The 19,357-nt window shown below is 38.7% G+C and carries 11 protein-coding genes; 7 read left to right on the forward strand and 4 right to left on the reverse strand.

Translation table 11 applies throughout. The features are described 5' to 3' along the window. Positions 1-192: 192 nt before the first annotated feature. Entirely contained in the window at positions 193-981 is a 789-nt protein-coding gene (locus UABAM_RS17940; protein ID WP_151969387.1) for an efflux RND transporter periplasmic adaptor subunit, read from the reverse strand. 234 nt (positions 982-1,215) lie between these two features. Here UABAM_RS17940 and UABAM_RS17945 point away from each other — a divergent pair, with 234 nt between their 5' ends. From UABAM_RS17945 to UABAM_RS17965, 5 genes are read left to right on the forward strand one after another with little or no spacing between them, the layout of a single operon-like run. Then, entirely contained in the window at positions 1,216-3,036 is a 1,821-nt protein-coding gene (locus UABAM_RS17945; protein WP_151969388.1) for a TolC family protein, read from the forward strand. Further along, positions 3,036-3,425: a DUF3467 domain-containing protein gene (locus UABAM_RS17950; RefSeq protein WP_151969389.1), complete on the forward strand. Its 390-nt coding sequence runs from the start codon at positions 3,036-3,038 to the stop codon at positions 3,423-3,425. Before UABAM_RS17945 ends, UABAM_RS17950 begins: the two co-directional genes overlap by 1 nt. A gap of 4 nt (positions 3,426-3,429) precedes the next feature. Next, the gene (locus UABAM_RS17955; RefSeq protein ID WP_151969390.1) at positions 3,430-5,256 is read left to right on the forward strand and encodes an efflux RND transporter periplasmic adaptor subunit; all 1,827 of its coding nucleotides are present in this window, start codon (positions 3,430-3,432) and stop codon (positions 5,254-5,256) included. Further along, positions 5,186-7,378, forward strand: coding sequence for an efflux RND transporter periplasmic adaptor subunit (locus UABAM_RS17960; RefSeq protein WP_151969391.1), 2,193 nt, complete (start codon positions 5,186-5,188; stop codon positions 7,376-7,378). The genes UABAM_RS17955 and UABAM_RS17960 overlap by 71 nt, the downstream gene beginning before the upstream one ends. A gap of 38 nt (positions 7,379-7,416) precedes the next feature. After that, complete coding sequence (locus UABAM_RS17965) at positions 7,417-9,207, forward strand: TolC family protein (RefSeq protein WP_151969392.1); 1,791 nt, start codon at positions 7,417-7,419, stop codon at positions 9,205-9,207. A gap of 42 nt (positions 9,208-9,249) precedes the next feature. Here the strand turns inward: UABAM_RS17965 and UABAM_RS17970 are convergent, their stop codons facing one another. The 3 genes from UABAM_RS17970 to UABAM_RS17980 are packed head-to-tail and all read right to left on the reverse strand — an operon-like array spanning position 9,250 to position 14,204. After that, the gene (locus UABAM_RS17970) at positions 9,250-11,436 is read right to left on the reverse strand and encodes a protein kinase domain-containing protein (RefSeq protein WP_151969393.1); all 2,187 of its coding nucleotides are present in this window, start codon (positions 11,434-11,436) and stop codon (positions 9,250-9,252) included. A 33-nt stretch (positions 11,437-11,469) separates the two neighbouring features. Next, on the reverse strand, positions 11,470-13,419 hold the full coding sequence (locus UABAM_RS17975; protein ID WP_151969394.1) for a BatD family protein: 1,950 nt from the start codon (positions 13,417-13,419) through the stop codon (positions 11,470-11,472). Continuing rightward, positions 13,419-14,204 carry a hypothetical protein gene (locus UABAM_RS17980; RefSeq protein ID WP_151969395.1) on the reverse strand — a complete coding sequence of 262 codons (786 nt, stop codon included), beginning with the start codon at positions 14,202-14,204 and terminating at the stop codon, positions 13,419-13,421. Before UABAM_RS17980 ends, UABAM_RS17975 begins: the two co-directional genes overlap by 1 nt. 328 nt (positions 14,205-14,532) lie before the next feature. Between UABAM_RS17980 and UABAM_RS17985 the strand changes: the two genes are divergently transcribed. Next, positions 14,533-15,849, forward strand: a complete 1,317-nt coding sequence (locus UABAM_RS17985; RefSeq protein ID WP_151969396.1) for a hypothetical protein — start codon at positions 14,533-14,535, stop codon at positions 15,847-15,849. A 115-nt stretch (positions 15,850-15,964) separates the two neighbouring features. Beyond that, positions 15,965-19,357, forward strand: coding sequence for a tetratricopeptide repeat protein (locus UABAM_RS17990; protein WP_151969397.1), 3,393 nt, complete (start codon positions 15,965-15,967; stop codon positions 19,355-19,357).

Below are 19,357 nucleotides of genomic sequence, written 5' to 3' on the forward strand. Positions count from 1 at the left end.
TTTTTAGATTTTTTGTAAAGAATACCTACAGACTTTATTTTCTTAAAATTAAAGCACGATCGATGTTAAGTATTGTGTATTCATTCTTAATATTGTTGTGGCGCTTCTTCGTCTATTTTATGTTTTTGACGTTATTTCGTCGTTGCTTGTTTGTTTTTTGTGCGTTTATGTGGAAAAATTTTTCTAGGTTTTTTAAGGTTTACTTTGCGTATTTATGGTACAAATAACGCCTGTTTTGAGAGATTGATTTTTATTGTCGATGGTGATGATTACCTTCACCGTGTTGCTTGCGGCGTCGGTAACGGGATCAATAAAAGATACTCTACCACTGTAGGTTTTTTTGTTATAGGAGGTGGTTACCTGTACTTGTTGTTTTACCTTTAATTGCTGCGTTTCTTCAAAACTCGGATAAGCAATAATTTTAATGGGGTCTAGTTGTACTAGTGTACACAAAGGCTGCGCGGGTGAAATACTTTCGCCTTTTTCCTTCAAAAATTCGCGAATAATACCTGTCGCGGGGGCACGAACAATGTGGCGTTCTATTTGTGTTTTTATGCGTTGTACCTCGTAGTAGTGTATGCGTTGTGCTTCTTTGGCTGACAACAAGCGTGCTGTGGCTAGGTCTACCTCTGCTTGGGCTTTTTCTACCTCTTCGGCGCGTATGTGGTTTTGTTGTTGTAGTTGTAAAATTTTCTGTAGTTTTTTACGCGCTAGTTTTAGTGTGGTTTGTGCCGCATTGATGTTACCCTTGCTTTTAAAACGTGCCATCGCAATTTTGAGAGAAGAACGCAATAATGTGGCGTCCAAATACGCAATGATTTGACCACGGCGAACAAGATCTCCCTCCTTGGCGTTTATTTTATATATGATTCCCGCCTCCGGTACCGCAACTTCGATTTCTCGAAAGGGTTTGGTCGTACCTGGAAAATTTATTTCGCTGTATATGGCTACGATAAGTAAAAAGGGTAGTACATATTTCATAAAAATGAGTTTTCTGTTGTTATGGCATGAGTTTTGCGAATAAGCATTGCACTGGATAACTGATTTTGATAAATACTAGAAAATTAGGTATTTATTATTTAGTAGTACATCCGAATATAATACTATAACTAAGTAAAAACAGCAATTATTTTTTGTTTATATTGTAGCGTCATCATATAAAAAATATTCTCTAAAGAACTATTTTCAACTAAAACTTAAATGTAAGGATGTGGTATGGGTAATATGATATTAGTGTTGTGCACTTTTTTATGTGTATGTGCTTGTACTCCATACGGCGCATCAAGAGATACGGTTAGGCCATTAAAAGAATATCGAGATTTTTTGACACAAGACTATGAGAGACGTGCAAAACAAACTGTACAAAGGCCTGCTCAAAAAACATTGCTCAACATACACAAGCTACCTTGGTTCCAGGAAATACAAAAACATGCGAAAAAAGATCAAAGTGATTTTTTACTGCTAAAAGATCTTTACCAAAAAGCTTTAGAGCATTCCAATCAGGTACGGGTATTTTCCGATATACCACTTATTCGCGAAACGGGTATTATGGAAGCGGAAGGGGATTTTGATCCTATTATCTTCGCCGAGGGCGGATATAATCGCATCAATCGTCCGGTGACGAGCGTTCTCGAAGTGGGCGGAACGGATAATCGTCTTAAGGAAAATGAACTGTACAGTGAGTTTGGGATTCGCAAGAAATTCGCTCCTGGGACCCGTGTGGAGTTAAAAGAGAAGTTGCAGCGCATTCAAAACAACTCTGAGTTTTTCGATCCCAATCCGCAGTCTGTCGCTACCCTAACACTATCCATTATACAGCCATTTTTACGTGGAGCAGGTGTGGAGTATAACGAGAGTGTTATACGCCTTGCACAACTAGACACCGAAATTGCCAAAAACGAATTTAAGAGGCAGATGGAGTCTCACCTATTAGAAATTACGCGTGTGTACTGGACGTTGTATATTGCGCAGATGAATTTGAAATTGAAGGTGAAGTCGTATGAACGCGTTCAAAAAATTGTTGCGGAGATGAAACAACGCGGCAATTTCGATGCGTTGGCAAGCCAAATTTATCAAACTGAAGCCAACGCCGCGATTCACGAAGCTCAAATCATTCGTTTACAGGCCGAAGTAAAAAATACACGTGATCGTTTGATCTCCCTGGTGAATGCACCGGAATACACGGAAATAAAAGTAGAAAACTTTATTCCTTTGGATTTGCCTGTGACCAACTGGGCAAAGATTGATATGCAAAAGTCTATCCAACGTGCGCTGAGTAATCGTCCGGAACTAGAACAAGCGTATTTACAAATTCGCGCTGCGACGGTTCGTTTGAATATGAGTAAAAATGAGCTACTTCCGGTCTTAGATGGTATTTTGGAGTTTGCCCTGAGCGGTTTGCGCGCCGAGAACGATATGGAAGGAGCTATGGGGGACCAATTCTCCGAAGGAAATCTCGGAGTACGTGTTGGTTTTCGTTTTGAATTTCCACCACCGAATAATGTGGCACGCGCACGGCACTTGCGTAAAGAAGTGGAGAAACGTCAGGTTGTTAGCCAGTTTAAGACGACGGCGGAAGGGATTGCATTTGAAGTACAGGTTTCGGTGCGCGAAGTACAAACGGCGTACCAAGAATTTATTGCACAGCAAGCGGCGTACATCGCCAGCGTAAAAGAGTTAGAGTCCTTGAGTAAAAGACGTGTATTGGAGACGGTACTTGAAGGCCAGAGTACTTCTTATTTTCTACAACTACTTTTACAAGCAGAAAATAGGCATGTTGACGTTCAAGCGCGGTTGATCAAATCTATGATTGATTACAATTTAGCTCTGACAAATTTAAAACGCGCCGAAGGAACGTTTCTTGCCTTTGAACGTTTACGTAAGGAAAAGAAACAGGATGAAAAAGGTTTGCCTACCTGGGAAACTATTCTCGATGAATCTTTGGATGCATATAATCTACAAAAAAATGTGCGTATATTTGAAGACAATGAACGACAATTTAGATACGATACTCGTGAAAAACAGGAGAATAAATAATGTCGGAACAAAAATCGCGTAAAAAAATCACTGTACGTCCCTCTCAGAAAAAACAAACCTCCGCTCCCGTAAAACTGAGCTTTGAGAGCACGGATGTATCGTATTGTAGCCAATTTAGTGTACAGGCAACGACTCAGGAAGTCTTCTTGAATTTTGCCGCGTCTTTGTTTCCAGGAACCAATCCTGGAGAGATTGTGTTACCCGTTCATACCCGGGTAGCAATGAATTATGTCAATGCGAAACGCCTTCTCGCTGTTCTTGCCGAAACCGTGCAGAAATACGAGAACGAATATGGGGAAATTAAAGATGTGGTGAAAAGCGAACTTCCGAAAGATAAAGGAAATTCGATGTCGAGTACCACAGCTTCTTTTCCTAAAATAAACAGGTAGTTATATGGATGCCAATGTTTCACGACAACAGCCAAATATAAATCCTTTGGAGATTCACAGCACCATTGTGCAAATTTTTGATGGTTACCAAAACGAGGAGGATTTTTATCATTCTCTTCTTGAGTTTGTGGCAACCCTGACAAATCCACGCGGTGTTTTTTTGCTAGAGTTGCGTAATAAGCAAGTCAAAATTATGGCACAACAATTGGTGGAAAAAGAGAATGCTCATTGGCAATTGGTGCGTAAAGCCATCGTGAAAAGTGTGGAAAAATATAGTGGTAAAGAAGCTCACGTGGGGAACTTGTCATTGCGTGGTCGTCAGTGGTATTTTGCCATTGCTCCCATTAGTACCACAAAAAAATTTTTGTGTCTTGTGGTTGAACTAGAAGATGAAGAGCAACTTACTCCGTTTATTCTAATTTTGCAACTCATTGCGGGATATATTCCCTTTGCACACATAGGAGAACTTGCACAAAAAAAAGAGATCGTCGCCGAACGCGTAGCGGTCGCTATGGAGCTTGTCAACCATGCGATTCGCGAAGGTGATTTATACAAATCTTCGCAGAATGTCGTGGAAAAGTTGCAAAAGTACTTACGATGTCAGTATGTGGCAATGGGGCTCATAAAAAATTGGGGAAGTCGCTTAATCGCGATATCCGATAGTAAAAAATTTGATCGGCGCAGCAATTTTGTAAAAAAAATAGAAGCGGCGATGCAAGAGGCCGTACGCGAAAAAAGAACGATTTTGTATCCGCTACCAAAAGATAGTCATACTTTACAAGTTGATGTAGCACACAAAGAGTTAAAGATTCAAACTGCCTGTGATTACATTATCACAGTTCCCATGTTTAATGACAAAGAACAGGTGTTTGCTGTGTGGATGTTTTTGTGGGAAGACCTTGCTCCACAACAACACGATATGAATCTAATTGAAACAATCACCCCTCATGTTGCCGATGTGATGTTTTTACTGAGAAACACACGGGGAAATTTGATGATGCGCAGCGCGAAAAAGTGCGTCGCTGTCATGCAAAGATTAAAAACATGGGTGATCATTGCCGCTGTTTGTGCTACTCTTTGGGGAACACAGTTACCCTGGAATCATTATGTACGTGCAAAATCCCAAGTGGTCCCTTTAAAACGCCACTCGGTTGCTGCTCCTTTTGCGGGTATTTTGCAGTCGGCTTTTTGTAAGCCTGGAGATTTTGTCAAACGCAATCAATTACTCGCGAAGTTAGATGATCGCGAATTACGCTTGGAGTACATCGCGTTACAACAATCTCTTGCGGCGACAGACAAGAAGCTTTCTCTACTATTTGCACAAGAACAAATGGCGGATTACCATATTGCCAAAGTAGAAAAGAAAAAAAATGAGCAGCGACTACAACTTTTAGAGTATCGCCTGGGACATCTAGAGATTCGCGCACCACACAGTGGCATTTTGTTGCAAGGAGATTTACAGGATTTTATCGGAACACCTGTTTCATTGGGCGAAGTTCTTTTTGAAGTGGCATCGATTAGTGATTTAGTGATTGAGATGTCTGTAGATGAACGTGATGTTGGTTATGTGCGTTTGGATTGTCCCGCCGAGTTACGCGTTGATGCGTATCCAGATAAAGTTTGGAATAGTACGGTGCGGTATATTGCTCCTAGCTCCGAAATAAAAGACGGAGAAAATATTTTTGTTTGCGAAATGAATATGGGAAATAAGCACGAGAAGTTGTTGCCAGGAATGCGTGGTGAAGTAAAAATTCTTGTAGGTGAAGAACCTTTATGGTGGCTGTGGCTACATCGACCAATTGCGTGGTTTAAAACAAAAGTATGGTGGTAAAATGAGTGTGCAAGCCGATGTTGCTGTTCAAGATCTAGAGAATTTATACCCGCGTATACGCAACAATTTGACATTCACATTTCATATAATTAAAAGCGTAGCTTGTTATGTAATTGAAGATCCGGTCAATTCGCGCTACTATCGTGTGGGGGTAAATGAGTATAAATTTATTTCGTTATTAAATGGGCATCGATCTGTCGCAGAAGCGATGCGCATTATGGCCGACACCCTAGGCGAAGATGCATTGATGCAAAACGAGGTCGTACAAATTTTGCACTGGCTAGGCAGCGTAAAGCTTTTAGACACAAACCAACCTCATGAAGACGACAATATGCTGGGATTTTCAGCAGGTGTTGCCAAGTTACTTTTTCCCAAAGTACCCTTTGGTAACCCCAATAAGATTCTCGACAAAATGTTGCCGTTAGCGCGTCTATTTTTAGGTAAAGGATTTTTTGTCATATGGCTTGTGGTAGTATTGTATGCTATATATGTAGTTTTCAGTCAATGGTCCCACTTTGCTAGTACCGCCAATCGCATATTGAGTGTCAACAACTGGTGGCATTTGGCGCTAGTTTGGGTGGTATTAAAAATTATTCATGAATTGTGGCACGCTTTGGTGTGTAAATATCACAATGCCGACGTCCGCGAAACCGGAATTTTGTTTATCTTATTCATTCCCATGGGATACGTTGATGCCAGTAGTTGCTGGAATTTACCGTCCAAATGGAAAAGAATTCATGTGGCCTTTGCCGGGATGAAAATTGAATTGTTTATCGCGGCGGTCGCTGCCATAATTTGGAATGAAACTTCCGCAGGTGTTGTGAATCAAGTTTGCTATGAAATTGTGTTGATGGCGAGTTTGACGACGTTGTTCTTTAACGCAAATCCCCTAATGCGCTTCGACGGCTACTATGCTTTGGCAGATTATCTAGAAGAGGTAAATTTATATTCGCGAGCACAGTATTATCTTAAGTATCTGGGGCGAAGATATTTACTTGGCATTACTTGCTCTTTTAGTGAGGCATCCATAAAAACACGGCTACTTTTATTTGTATACGGTGTTTGTGCATTTTTATGGAGAATTGTCATATATGCAAGTATCGCATTGGCAACAAGTTTATTGTTTTTGGGGGCAGGTATCGCTCTTAGTATACTATACTTTTTCGTATTTGTTGTGTTGCCACTCGCAAAGTTATTTTATTATATGCTTTTTGGAAAAGGTCTGGAGAGACCTTCTTTATGGCGTTCAGCGATTATTATTTGCGGTGTTGCCTATTTTATTCATGCTATTTTTTCTACATTGACTTGGGAGAAAAGTATTGAGACCTCGGGCATCGTAGTTTATCAAAAACAAGAGACAATAAGGGTTTACTGTCCTGGATTTGTACGAAAAATGTATGTCAAAACCGGACAGTTTGTAAAGCGCGGGCAAAAATTGTTGCTTTTAGAAAATAAAGAAGCGCGCGCGGATTACGAACAACTGTTACTGGCCATAGAAGAAACAAATTTAAAAATACGCCAGTTCCGGCAACAAGACTTGGTAAAAGAAAAAATCGAAAAAGAAAAGCTAAAGTATTTGAAAAAACGACGTGTGGAACAGCGAAATTTGCTCGAAACTTTGACTCTTTACTCTCCTATTGACGGATTTATCGAAACGCGTCGTCTACATGACTTGGTTGGGGCATATTTGAAAACGGGTGACGAAGTGATGAATGTTTTTGATCCGAAAACAAAAGAACTTTTAATCGCCATTCACCAAGATGACATAGACGAATATCGGATACTTTTACGTCGCAATGATCTACATGTGTATATTCCTAGCATAGATAAGGAGTTCCAAGGGGAACTCGACAATATAAGTCCTACAGCGACAACAACGATTATACACCCGGCGTTGACCGCTGTGGGAGGAGGGGATATTGTTGTGCGAAACGATCCGCAAGGAAATTATCATTTTGTGGCGCCATACTTTCGCGCAGATATATTTCTACCGGCACATGGCGCTCTGAAATGCGGTCATCGCGGTTATGTACGTATTTATGGAAAACAAAAAACCATAGGCATGCATATTTACTATATTTTGGAAGACTGGGTACAAAACACTTGGAATCAAAATTCATAAGGTGTTGTACATGACACCGTTGTAAACGGAGGAAAAAAATGCATAAATTTTTTTATTATTCACTTCTTGCCCTTATCATCGTCGGTTGTACACCTTATGGCTCTCCAAAAGAAGAAGTTCAACCGGTTCAAGAGTATCGTGAGGAATTGACGGAAGACTATGTAGAACGCGTGAATAACAAATATAAAGAGCCAGAGAAAAAACAAAAGCCACAGCAAAAACAACAGCAAGTTGACATAAAACCCAACAGAGACTCCCTCGTCGACATACACAAATTGTGGTGGTATAAAAAAATGCACAGTGAAGAGTCGAAAAAGGCGCCTGTAACTCTAAAAGATCTTTATGTCAAAACTCTAAATCATTCAAATCAGGTAAAGGTTTTTTCCGATATACCCATTATACGTAGTACGGGTATACAAGAGGCCGAAGGGGAGTTTGATCCTGTCATCTATGCGGAAGGCGGATATAATCGCGTGAATGAACCTGTGGGAAATGTCTTAAAAACAGGCGATGACAATGACTTCAAGGAAAATGAGTTGTATTTTGAAGCAGGTATTAAAAAGAAATTTTCCCCCGGGACCGAGGTTCAAGTAAGTGAAAAATTGCAGAGAATTCAAAATAACTCGGAGTTTACAGATCCAAACCCGCAGTCAATAGCGACGCTGTCGGTTAGTATTATTCAGCCGTTACTACGTGGCGCAGGTATCGAGTATAATGAAAGTTTGTATCGTTTGGCAAAGATTGATTCGAAGATTGCCAAAAAAGAATTTAAACGCCAGCTCGAAACGCATCTTTTAGAAGTAACACGCGCATATTGGGCACTTTATCTCGCACAAGCAAGTTTAACATTGCGTCGGGAAATGGTAAAAAATATCGAAGATATCAATCGTGAGATAAAACAGCGCAGTGAACTTGATGCACTACAGAGCGAAATATATCACACCGAGTCAGCTTTGGCATTTCATCGCGCACGTATTATTCGTGCGGAAACAGTGGTGAAAAACTCCAGAGATCGTTTGTTGACTTTAATAAATGATCCGCAATACATATATGATAGCGATACTTTGGTACTCGGAGACATTCCATTTACCAAATGGAATGATATCGAGCTAAAAAAATCACTCTTGCAATCGATGAGAAATCGTCCTGAGTTAGAACAGGCATACTTACAAATACGCGCTTCTACCATTCGTTTAAATATGACAAAGAATGAATTACTTCCTATCTTAGATGGTATTGTTGAGTTTGCTTTTACCGGATTGCGCGCCGAAAATGATATGGGCGGAGCAATAGGTGACCAGTTTGCAGGTGGAGATCCGGGGGCACGATTCGGCTTTCGGTTCGAGTACCCCATATGGAACCGCAAGGCACGAGCACGACATACGCGCCGCCAGGTGGAAAAGCGCCAACTCATTAACCAGTTCAAAACGACGATGGAAAATGTGCTGTTTGAAGTAAAAGTTTCTATTCGTGAGGTAGAAACCACATACCAAGAATTTTTAGCGCGGCAAAAAGCTTTTGTTGCGGCACAAAAAGAGATAAATGCGCTGAAGAATCGCCGTGTTTTAGAAACTGTTTTGCAGGGAAATAAAGGTGTGAGTAGTTTCTTGCAAGCGTTACTGCAGTCGCAAAATAACTATCTGGAAACACAATTTCAGCTAGTCAAATCTATGATCGATTATAATTTAGCGATTACAAATTTGAAGCGTTCTGAAGGAACTTTCCTATCGTTTGAAAATATTGAAACTGTCATTGAAGAAGACGAAAATGGTTTGCCAATGTGGCGCACGGTCATCAATAGCTATGAAGATAAGTACACTTCAAAATAGGAGTCAAAAATCAAAACTAGGGCGTGTCATCAATGACCTGCCCTAATTATTGCCATCGAGATTTTGCGGGAAAATTCTTTTTGTTTTGCGGTTTACTATGGAGGGAGATGCAAAATTTTCTAGCACTTCATCGATGTGTTGGATGAGTTCATCAACTGTATTGTGGCGATACTTCAGTTCTTTACTCATCATTTTTTGTACAAGTTGGGAAACTTGCTGGGGAATGAGAATGTTTTTTTTCCTTGGATCAGGAGTGGCAAACAATCGTTGCTGCATAACATCTATCGGAGTGTTTCCCGTAAAGGGAACCTCTCCGGTTAACATATGATACATCGTGGCTCCCAAACAATATATATCGCTGCGAATATCGATATTACTTTGATATATTTGTTCGGGGGACATATAGTATGGCGTTCCCAACACGACACCTACTGTGGTAAGTGAACACGGACGTTGTGTTGTTTTTAGTATGCCGAAGTCAATGAGTTTTGTGACATTATCTTCGGTAATAATAATGTGTTCTGGCTTTATATCGCGATGCACCACACCTTTACTTTCCATGTATTTTAAAGCTTCCGCAATTGACCTGGCGATAGACAAACAAACTTTGGGGGATATTTGTCCACTTAATTCAATCATTTCCATCACCGAAGTTCCTGGGAGATACTCCATGACAATGTAGCATATTTTGCGACTTTGGAAGTAATCATATCCTTTGATTAAGTTCGGATGGTTTAAATTGATGATGGTTTCCGCCTCTTGTAAAAAACGCATAGAGTCTTTAATATTGGCGGTATACTCGGGAGATAGTACTTTTACAACAACTCTTTTTTTGCTGTCGTTTTCGCGGGCAATATAGGTGACGGACATTCCTCCGCGCCCCATCACTTCTTCTATGGTATACGAGTTCCCTTTTGTTCCTGGAATAATTGTATTCCTAGGAATATCGCTGGTTTCCGGAAGTTGTTTTATATCACCAATTTCTTTTTCCAACTGTTTAATTTTGATTTCTAAGTCGACAAGGGTGGATTGCGCTTTTTTTACTTCTTGCTCTTTCGAATTGACTTGCGAAATAAATTTTTGGCGATTTAAACGTACCGAGCTATGTTGTACCTTTGAATCTTTGAATTGTAGCCATACGCGAATGAGTTTTACCAATATATCGGCGGAGACTGGTTTGGTAATGAAGTCGTCGCCATACTGCATCGCTTGGAATTGTTTATCTGTTTGTGTTTCTGAAGATATAAAAATGATGGGGGTGTTTTTATGTTGGCGGATTTCACGAATCTCTCGTGCAATAAAAATAGCATCGTTATCACCAAAGTGTAAGTCCATTAAAATGATATCCGGTTTAAAAGAAATTACCGATGTAATCGCTTGTTGATGATCTGTTGCCGCCTCTGTTTTTAAACCGAATGTCTTTAGAAGTAACGAGTAAAATGTAGCGCAAGCGGTGTCGCTGTCCACAACTAAAATGCGTGGTATGGCTTTTTTTTCAGGGCACAGTTCTTCGATGGCTTGTTGCAGTTTTTCAGAATCTAACGGCTTGGTAAGTGCAACACTGCCTATTTTGGCAATTTTTAGCTGTAGGGCAAAGTGGCTACTTTCTATAATGAACAGTGTGGGAATTGTGCAGTTTTTAATGATTTTATTTTGGGCAATTTTTTCGGCAATTGGAAAGTCTTCTTTTGCATCTAATATATTAAATACAACACATCTCGGTATGTACAACTCCAAAGATTCCAGTAAATCTTTTTCGCAATTAAATACCTTACAATTGAGATTTTTTTCTATGTCTAAGTTTGTGACCTCTGGTGTATTTTGATAAATAAATACTGTGGTGTAGTCTTCCCCATGGTCTTGTAGATGATGATTCTCAATCTCTACTTCTTCGAGGCTTTCTATCTTGCTTAAAATTTTACGTTTAATTTCGCCAATGTAAACATGTACTTGCGTTTTTTGTAGAGGCATGCACTTTTTTTGAGAGTTTATTTTTTTGAAGATATATATAAGCTCTTTTAAACTATCATTCAACTCTTGGTAATTGAAGACATTACAGTTTTGTTTTATTCCAATAAATTGCTTTTGCACTTCATACCACTGCTCTTGGCTCCAATCCTTATCACAGATATCCCGCCAAATAAATTCTATTTCTGCAATTGCCGTAGGCAATTGTCTCAGAAAAGAATGAGATAGTTTTAGTAGTTGCTTGTTAAAGTTATTGGTCATTTGTTTTGTGCACACTTCTTCAGAATAGTAAATTTATTTTCCACGTATTACGAATTTATAAAAAATTCCCATGATAACGCCCGTCAAAACCGTCAACAGGGTAATCAACATAACGTTTGACTTTGGTAACGCACTCAATGTTACTGTAATCGGAGGTATATCCATATCTATATATTGGTATTTTTGTTTCTGAGGTTGAAAATAGCAAAAGTACGGATGAATAGCAATATTCCCTTTTCTTAAATATTGTAAATTTACAAAAAATGTTCTTTGTACTTGTTGCGATTTGGGCGATAAATACTGGATTAAATCGCTCTCGAATTTCTTTACTGTAAAAGCATCATTTTTTTGCAAAAATATGTTTTCTACCGTTTCGAGATTACCTTTGCCACGTAAAGTAATGCTCAATTTGTCGAAGTCCTCCCACGTTGCTGTTGCAGAAAACTCTCCCACAGCGCCTATAAAATTTGTAGGCGAAGTTGGAAGGGAAGCTACATTAACCGCCACATCAGCTACCTTCAAAGGTAAAGTGATTCTTTCAGCACCGAAGTTTTCGTTGAGTGGATTTTGGCGAAAAAAATCGTCGGAAAAATCTTCATCTTTACCAAATTCTTTATCAAACAGGTTTTCTTTCTGGGTAGTAAAAGTGTCGAGTTGGAGCTTTTTTAATGAAATATTGAGTTTGCCCGCTTTTAACGGAAGTACTAACAGATGATGTACTGTTTTTTTATATAAGAAAGGACCTCGTCGTTCTAACGCCTCTACTTTATATTGTGTACCAACCTTCTTGTAATTTGGTGACTTTTTCAAAGAAAATAGGATATTTTCTATTTTTGTAGAGTAGGGATGATAGACGGTTAAAGCGAGCGGGCAAATTTGTTGCATATAGAGTTGAAATGTTTGTGGGCGCATTTCTGCAAAAAAATGTGGAAATGCCGCTGTTTTGTTCTTTGTAACGTCTAGTGTGATTGACGGCTGAGTGTATACTTGTTTTTGTAAGCGGCACTGTATTTCGGATATAGTTGCAGGGCCTACTTTTCGTGGAGATAATGTGTAAAGATATCTGTGAAGAATGATTTGTTTTCCGTCAATAACTTCTGTTGTTACTACTGTTTGTGGTTGGGAAGATAAGGTTAGGTTATCCAATGAGAATGAGGGAGGATTTATCGATGATTTCCCCAGAAACAGTATTGTCAAGGTGAGTTTGTCATGCTCGTTTACTTTTTGCTTGTCTACGCCAGCCCAAAAACTAGGTTCGGCAATAGCCATTGTGAGCATGGCAAATAAAATAGTCAGTTTTTGCCAAGATTTGCTGTATATGTATTGTGAGATAAATGAGTATAGTTTACAAATACAAACCGCAACGAAAAACGGTATGATGAGAGCATAAAAAAATTGAGGTGTTGAGGCAAAAAATAAATAGACACACAGCAATATTGTGACAAACCCCAAAAAAAAATTGTTGAGATAATTCGCAAAGTGGTGGTTGCGATATTTGTTTGTAATTCTTTTTTTGCATTTGTCAACATCTACATTGAGATAGGCGTTTTTCATGTGTATATGTGGGTACTTGTTGAGTATGTAGTCAATCTCATGTTCCGCGGTGTCTAACATGGCACCTATCTTTCTTGTAGAAAAATGTGAGTTTTTGAGTAATAAACAAACTTTATGGTTTTCAGGTACATGCGTTAATTGTTGTAACTCTTGCATTGTTTTCGGTGTTCGTCCCAGTACTATTTCATGACAAGTTTTATTTGTGTATATTGTAAGCCATTTGACAAAGCCTATCTTATATTGATAGCGATGTATGTTGTTATAGGCATAAAAAAAAACTTCTTCTGTTGTTTTTTGTGCTAGATCATGGTCTTGTAGCTTTACAAGAGCTGAGAAGTAGACCACAGGGGCGAAACGTTCTACTAGGTAGTAATAAGCTTCGATAACATTTTTTTTAGAATAATCAATTGCTGTTTTGACATGGCACATTAGTTTTTAAATTTCCTACTCGCCACGCTCTTTTGAAAAGCAAGTTTTTTGGCTTCTTTGTGAGTAATTAAAAATTTGGGGTTTTGCCCAAGTAAAAAACTCACCAATAGTTCTTTTTTTTCTTTTTCGTTTGGCAACTCATCTAAGTAAATCATGATGAGTTTCTTTTGACTTTTGGAAAAACGAATAATAATCAACTCTAAAGGATCGTTTTCACTACGTTGTGCTACCGATAAGTATGATGGAGAAAGTATTTTACTAAACGAATGTTGCTCTTCGTCATTTTTGAGAAGTTGCAATATGACATCAATGTGCTCTGTGACAATTTTGTTTAGCTTAATGATAAAATAGGACAATTCTGAATGCAGCAGCGGCTGCTCGCCTTGTCTTATTGTCGTTAAACTATTAAACAATAAATCCCACTCTTCTTTTGGAATATTTGTGGTAAACTCTCTTGCGGGAGTTTCGACTATTTCTTCTGCTGGTGGTTTTTCTACTTGTACTTTTTTGAGTACTTCCGAAATTTTTTTGATGGATACTTGTAAACTAGCCAGTTTTTTGCGCTCTTCTGCGCCAAGCTGAGTTTTATTTCTTCCAGCTTCAACGAAGATACTTTCAGCTCCAACAGGATACTCTCTCTTTTTGACAGTATTAAAATTTTGTTTGTCGGTGAGCTTGTCAAATTTACTGGGCTTTACGTCGTTGTCTTTTCCCAATTTTCCTTTGAGATCATTTTTCATTTTTTGCCAGCGTAATTTTTGCTCATCATTGTTTTCAGAGACCACTGTAGACCTTTCTTAAAACGTGTTAGCTGAGGTGTTTACATGTTCAACTTGGAATATATTTTGTATTGTTTTCACGCAAGATGGTAATTAAGATGCTCATTCCCATGAAACACCACGGTGATCACCAAAAAATTGGTATCAGTCAATTTACTCCTTTTCATGAAGTAAAGCATTCTATTATAATATAATATACGTCAATTTACAAAATTTATTGGCTGTGAATAGTGAAAAATGAACGTAAGGTAGTGATATTAAGGTATTTATCGCTACTTGCTCGGTGTGATATACAGTTGTATAGTTAATTTTCTATGTTTGTTAGGAAACGATCATGAAGAGATGGTTGATTTTGCTATGTGTATTAGGGAGTTTTTCTTTTGCGGAGATGATTACCTTAAAAGATGGAACGGTGCTACACGGGGTAATTTCTCAGTACACAGAAGAATCTTTTGTTCTAAAAACCTTTGATAATCGAGAATTTACAGTCTACTGGAGTTTTCTTCACCAAATAAATAGAGATGAATTACAGCAAAAATTGGGACTGGCAACAAAAACACCACAGGTTGAGTTGGTCAAGGGCGTTGTCATGTATTTGCGCAATGGAGCTACCCTGCGAGGTCGTGTTGTCTCTAAAGGAGATCTAGTGGTTGTGAAAACCAAGAATGGCAACATTTCTGTTCCGCGTAATAACATCGTGAAGGTTGAGAAGGCAAAAGTACCGATAACCGATGTTTATTCTGTCAGTGAAATATACAAGAAAGTCGAAGGTCGCTACGATTTTGACAACGCTGACGAACAGTGGAAGCTAGCAAATTATTTAGTTGCCATTGGCGCTGTAGAGCAAGCGAAAAAACATTTTGATCGCGCACAAGAGTTGTCCCCGGAGTATGCGGAAAAGTCGCAAGCTTTAGCTGGTGAGTTTGATAAGTTTTCTGAGCAACAAGAGGAACAAAAAATTTATCGCAAGTACCAATTATATTTGCGAGCGGGGCGCTACAAAGACGCTAAAGAAGTGTTAAAGGAACTAGGTACTTATAAAACAGAAGAAGAGATCGCAGAGTATATAAAAAAAATAGATGAAAAAGAAGCGACGTATTATACTAAAAATGTAGCGTCATTGTTTTTTAGCAAAATTTCTTCACAAATTACCTCGTTGAGTTTAGACCGTAAAATTACCATTGACGAAGCAAAAGAAAAATTACTAGGGGATGTTTACGATCAAGCACTCAAAGATGTTGCCACGAAATACTCGCTCTCTGAAGCACAAGTTACTTCCTATATTGAAAAGCGCGAAAAACGCAATTTGAGCAATCACAACTTTGGACGTGGTACTTTCGTGGTTGGTTTGGGGCGCGATACGTCAAAGGTAGAAAATTTTGCCAAAGTAAAAGCGCTGGCGCAGTCGCAAGGTCGGCGAGTTGTTTCCCAAAAAATTAGTGCCGAAGATTGGTGGAAAAAAGAGTCCTCTTCACAAAAGAGAGAATGGCTACATGGTTTTTTCTGGCTCAACAAATTGCAAATACAAAAAGAACAATGGAAAATATGTCCGCAATGCCGCGCCCAAGGCTTTGTTAAATCAGGAAGAAGAAACGTCAGCTGCCCTCGTTGCCAGGGGGTAAAATTTGAACGAGTTGTTTTTGTGCACTAACGTACGTTTGGAATAATGGTAAAATTATAAACCTTTCTAGACTTTTAGTAAATTTTTGTCATAATGTGACGAGGCCGGTTGCTTTCACTCAAAATGGAAACGTAGTGGTAAGAGTATGCAGATTTATGATTGGATAATAAACTATATATATTCAAAACAAAAAGCAAAGAATCAGATACCCACGTCTACAATGAATATTATAGGTCGTGAAGCCGAGTTAGCTATTCTGGAAAAATCTCTAAAAGAGGCGAGTAGTGGTCAAGGCAATATATGCGTTGTGTATGGTGAATCTGGATATGGTAAAACCTTTTTGTTGGAGCACTTTTTTCAAAGTAATATGTCACAGCAAAAAACTTGTTTTTTGCGATATAACTGTTGTGATTCAATTTCTCAACATATTGCCTTTGAGCCGTTAATCAAAATATTTTGTTCCCCACCAAAGATACTAACAAACCTGAAAATTGATTTTCCAACACCTCTCTTTTTTAAGTCCAATGAAAATTTAAAGACTTTGTATTTTAAAATTGCGTCACTACTAAAGAAAATTGCCCAGCATGGCACAGTCGTCTTGTGTATAGATAACGCTCATTATTGTGATAACAGCACACTTGATTTCTTCAAATTTTTCTCGCGTGAGGTTGGTGAGTTACCTATCCAAATTATTCTTTGCTTCGACGAAGTGACCGAAAAATTTTCGGGAACACACAAAAGCATCCATTTGACGCGTTTGTCGAATTCTTTGGCGATGAACTATTTGCATCAGCGTTTTTTCCCCAATACTTTCTCGTATGAGTTTATGAACAAGTTTGCAGAAGTAACAGCGGGAAGTCCATTTTTTTGGAATGAGCTAGCAGCGCTTTTTGTCGACGAAAATGTAGTGGTGTGGAAAAATGGAGTATGGAATGTCCGAAAAAATGTAGAAGATATCTACTTTCCTGAAGATTGCAAGGAAATACTTCAAGAGCGTTTGCGCTTAAAGATACGTTGTAAGCGTTCGTACTTTTTTCAAATGAAGTGTGCTAGCGTTTTGGGGCAGATTTTTTCTTTGAAAAATCTGGAGGACATTCGTCGCGAAAAACATTTTATGCTACCGGAGAAAGATTTGTTTGCCGCACTTCCAGAAAGTACGATTCATCGTGGGCAAATAGGGCAATATTATCGATTTAAAAATATTTTATGGAAACAATTTATTTACGAACGTATCGAAGAAGAAGAACTGCGCGGCATACACCATAAAGCCATGCAATGTTTCCGTAAGCACAATAACGCGCTGCGCACACTGTTACCACAGTTGATATATCATAGCGAAAAAGCCCAAGAATTTTCTCTATTTGTCAAATACTGTTATTTAGCAGCAAAAGAAGAAAAGAAAAAGTTGGCATACGCCAACGCCATTTTCTTTTGCCGACAAACACTTCCCCATCTTTACAAAGAAGAAAATGTCCGCGAAAAGTACAAAGTTTTGTCATGCCTATCTGCTTGTCTGATAAAAGAAAAAAAACTGCCCGAGGCAAAAGGATATTTGCTACAAATTTTAAATGAATGCGAACAACAAGAAAAAGATTACACAAATGCCTTATTTTTGTTGGCCGATATCGAAAGTCTAGAAGAAAATTTTAGTAATTCGCTCGACTACCTCCAACAAGTAGCGCATGGAGATTTTAGTGAAAATGAACAAAAAATTATCGCCATTAATCGCATTGTGCAACTGCATTTACGACGAAAAGAATTTCAAGCGGCGTTAGATTTACTAGGGCACGGAGAAGAAATTGCTTTAAAACTAGACGACCAGCGCTTTTTGGGGGCCGTTTTATACAACTTGGCAAAGTGTTTGTTGCAAAAAGGAGATTTGCAAGCGGCATTTGACGTATACCACCGCTGTATTGAAGTTTATCAAAAAGACAACAATTTGGTTGCCTTGGTGCAATGTTATAACTTTATTGCCCATATTTATAGTTTACAAGGCCTTATTAATGACAGCATCGAATTCTATGAAAAGACCATGAATTTACTCGAACAAATCGATGCCCAAGAACAACGTGTGAAAGTTGAATTAGACTTTGCACAAGTTTTACTTCAGCGACGTTTTTATAAACGTACCGAAAATTTATTAGAAAATAGCTATAAGTATTATAAAAATGCCAAAAATATGAGTAAAGTAGCCGTTGTTTTGAGCTTGCAGGGCAAACTATATGTTGAGATGGGAAATTTTCGTTTGGCACGTAAGAAATTGGAAGAGTCCATTGAAATAAATCGTGTTCATCGCGATATTGTGAGCCAGGCGATGTGTGTGGAAAATATAGGTATATTTTTTCTACACAAAGGACAGTGGGAAAAAGCGAAGCCTAAGTTTGAAAAGTCTGCATTGATTTGGGAAGTGGCAGGCATGCGTAAGAAGCAAGTGATGACCTTGAATTCACTTGGGGATTGTTATTGGCACCAAAAAGAGAACAATAAAGCCGTGGTGTTCTTTGAAAGAAGTTTGGCGATTTGCCAAGATGTTTTCCCCGATTACGAAGCGCAAACATTAAATAAATTGGCGAAAATTTATTGTTTTGAGTGCAACTGGGAGAAAGCCCATGAAAGTTTGGAAAAAAGTATCGCCATCCAGACAAAACTAGGGGTTCTTCTCGAACGTTGTTGTACTTATACCATTTTAGGGCATTTGCATCTTAAACAAGGAAATTTTACCGACGCAGAAACACAATACCTCAATAGTTATGAAATTCACGACAAACTCAATGATCTCAATGGTAAAGCACAAGACATTTTACACATAGGCCGCATGCATTTGGTGGCGAATCGCGTGGATGATGCACAAAAGGAGTTTTACCGCAGTTTGCAGTTGTATGAACAAGAAGAAAACGTAGAAATGCAAGCAATGTTACACGAACAACTCGCGCGGGGATTTCGCAAGCTACAAAAATTCGATGAGGCCAGTGCACAGTTAGAAAAAGCCCTATCACTTAAGCAAGATTTGCCCGAATGGAAAATGGCGGATACATACTATGGTTTTGGGCGATGTGCCTTGTTTGCCGAGGAGCTAGAACAATCCATCTCGTATTTCCACAAAGGTTTAGAATTATACCAAAAAATACAAGATCGCTATAAAATTTCAAAGATTTTGAATAACATTGGGGAAGTACTCATTCGTCAAGGTTATTATTTGCTCGCAATGGAACACTTTGCGCAAAGTTATATTTTAAAAGAAAACATGCAAGATGTTGAGGGATTGGCCTATACACATATGCACATAGGTCGCGTTTACATGCGTTTAAACCGCATGGATAAAGCAACGGAAAATTTTGAAAAATCGGTGGTGCACTGGAAGATTCTCGGTCACGACGAGTATGTCGCTGAGTTGAGTTATCAACTAGGCGAACTTTATGAACGTGAAGCGCAAATTGAGCAAGCGCGCAACAATTTTACGCGTGCATATCACTTTTTCAAAAATATTAATCGTAAACGTTTGGCAATTATTGATCAAAAACTAGAAGAGTTGGAATAA

The organism is Candidatus Uabimicrobium amorphum, from assembly GCF_009002475.1.
Classification (GTDB): Bacteria; Planctomycetota; Uabimicrobiia; order Uabimicrobiales; family Uabimicrobiaceae; genus Uabimicrobium; species Uabimicrobium amorphum.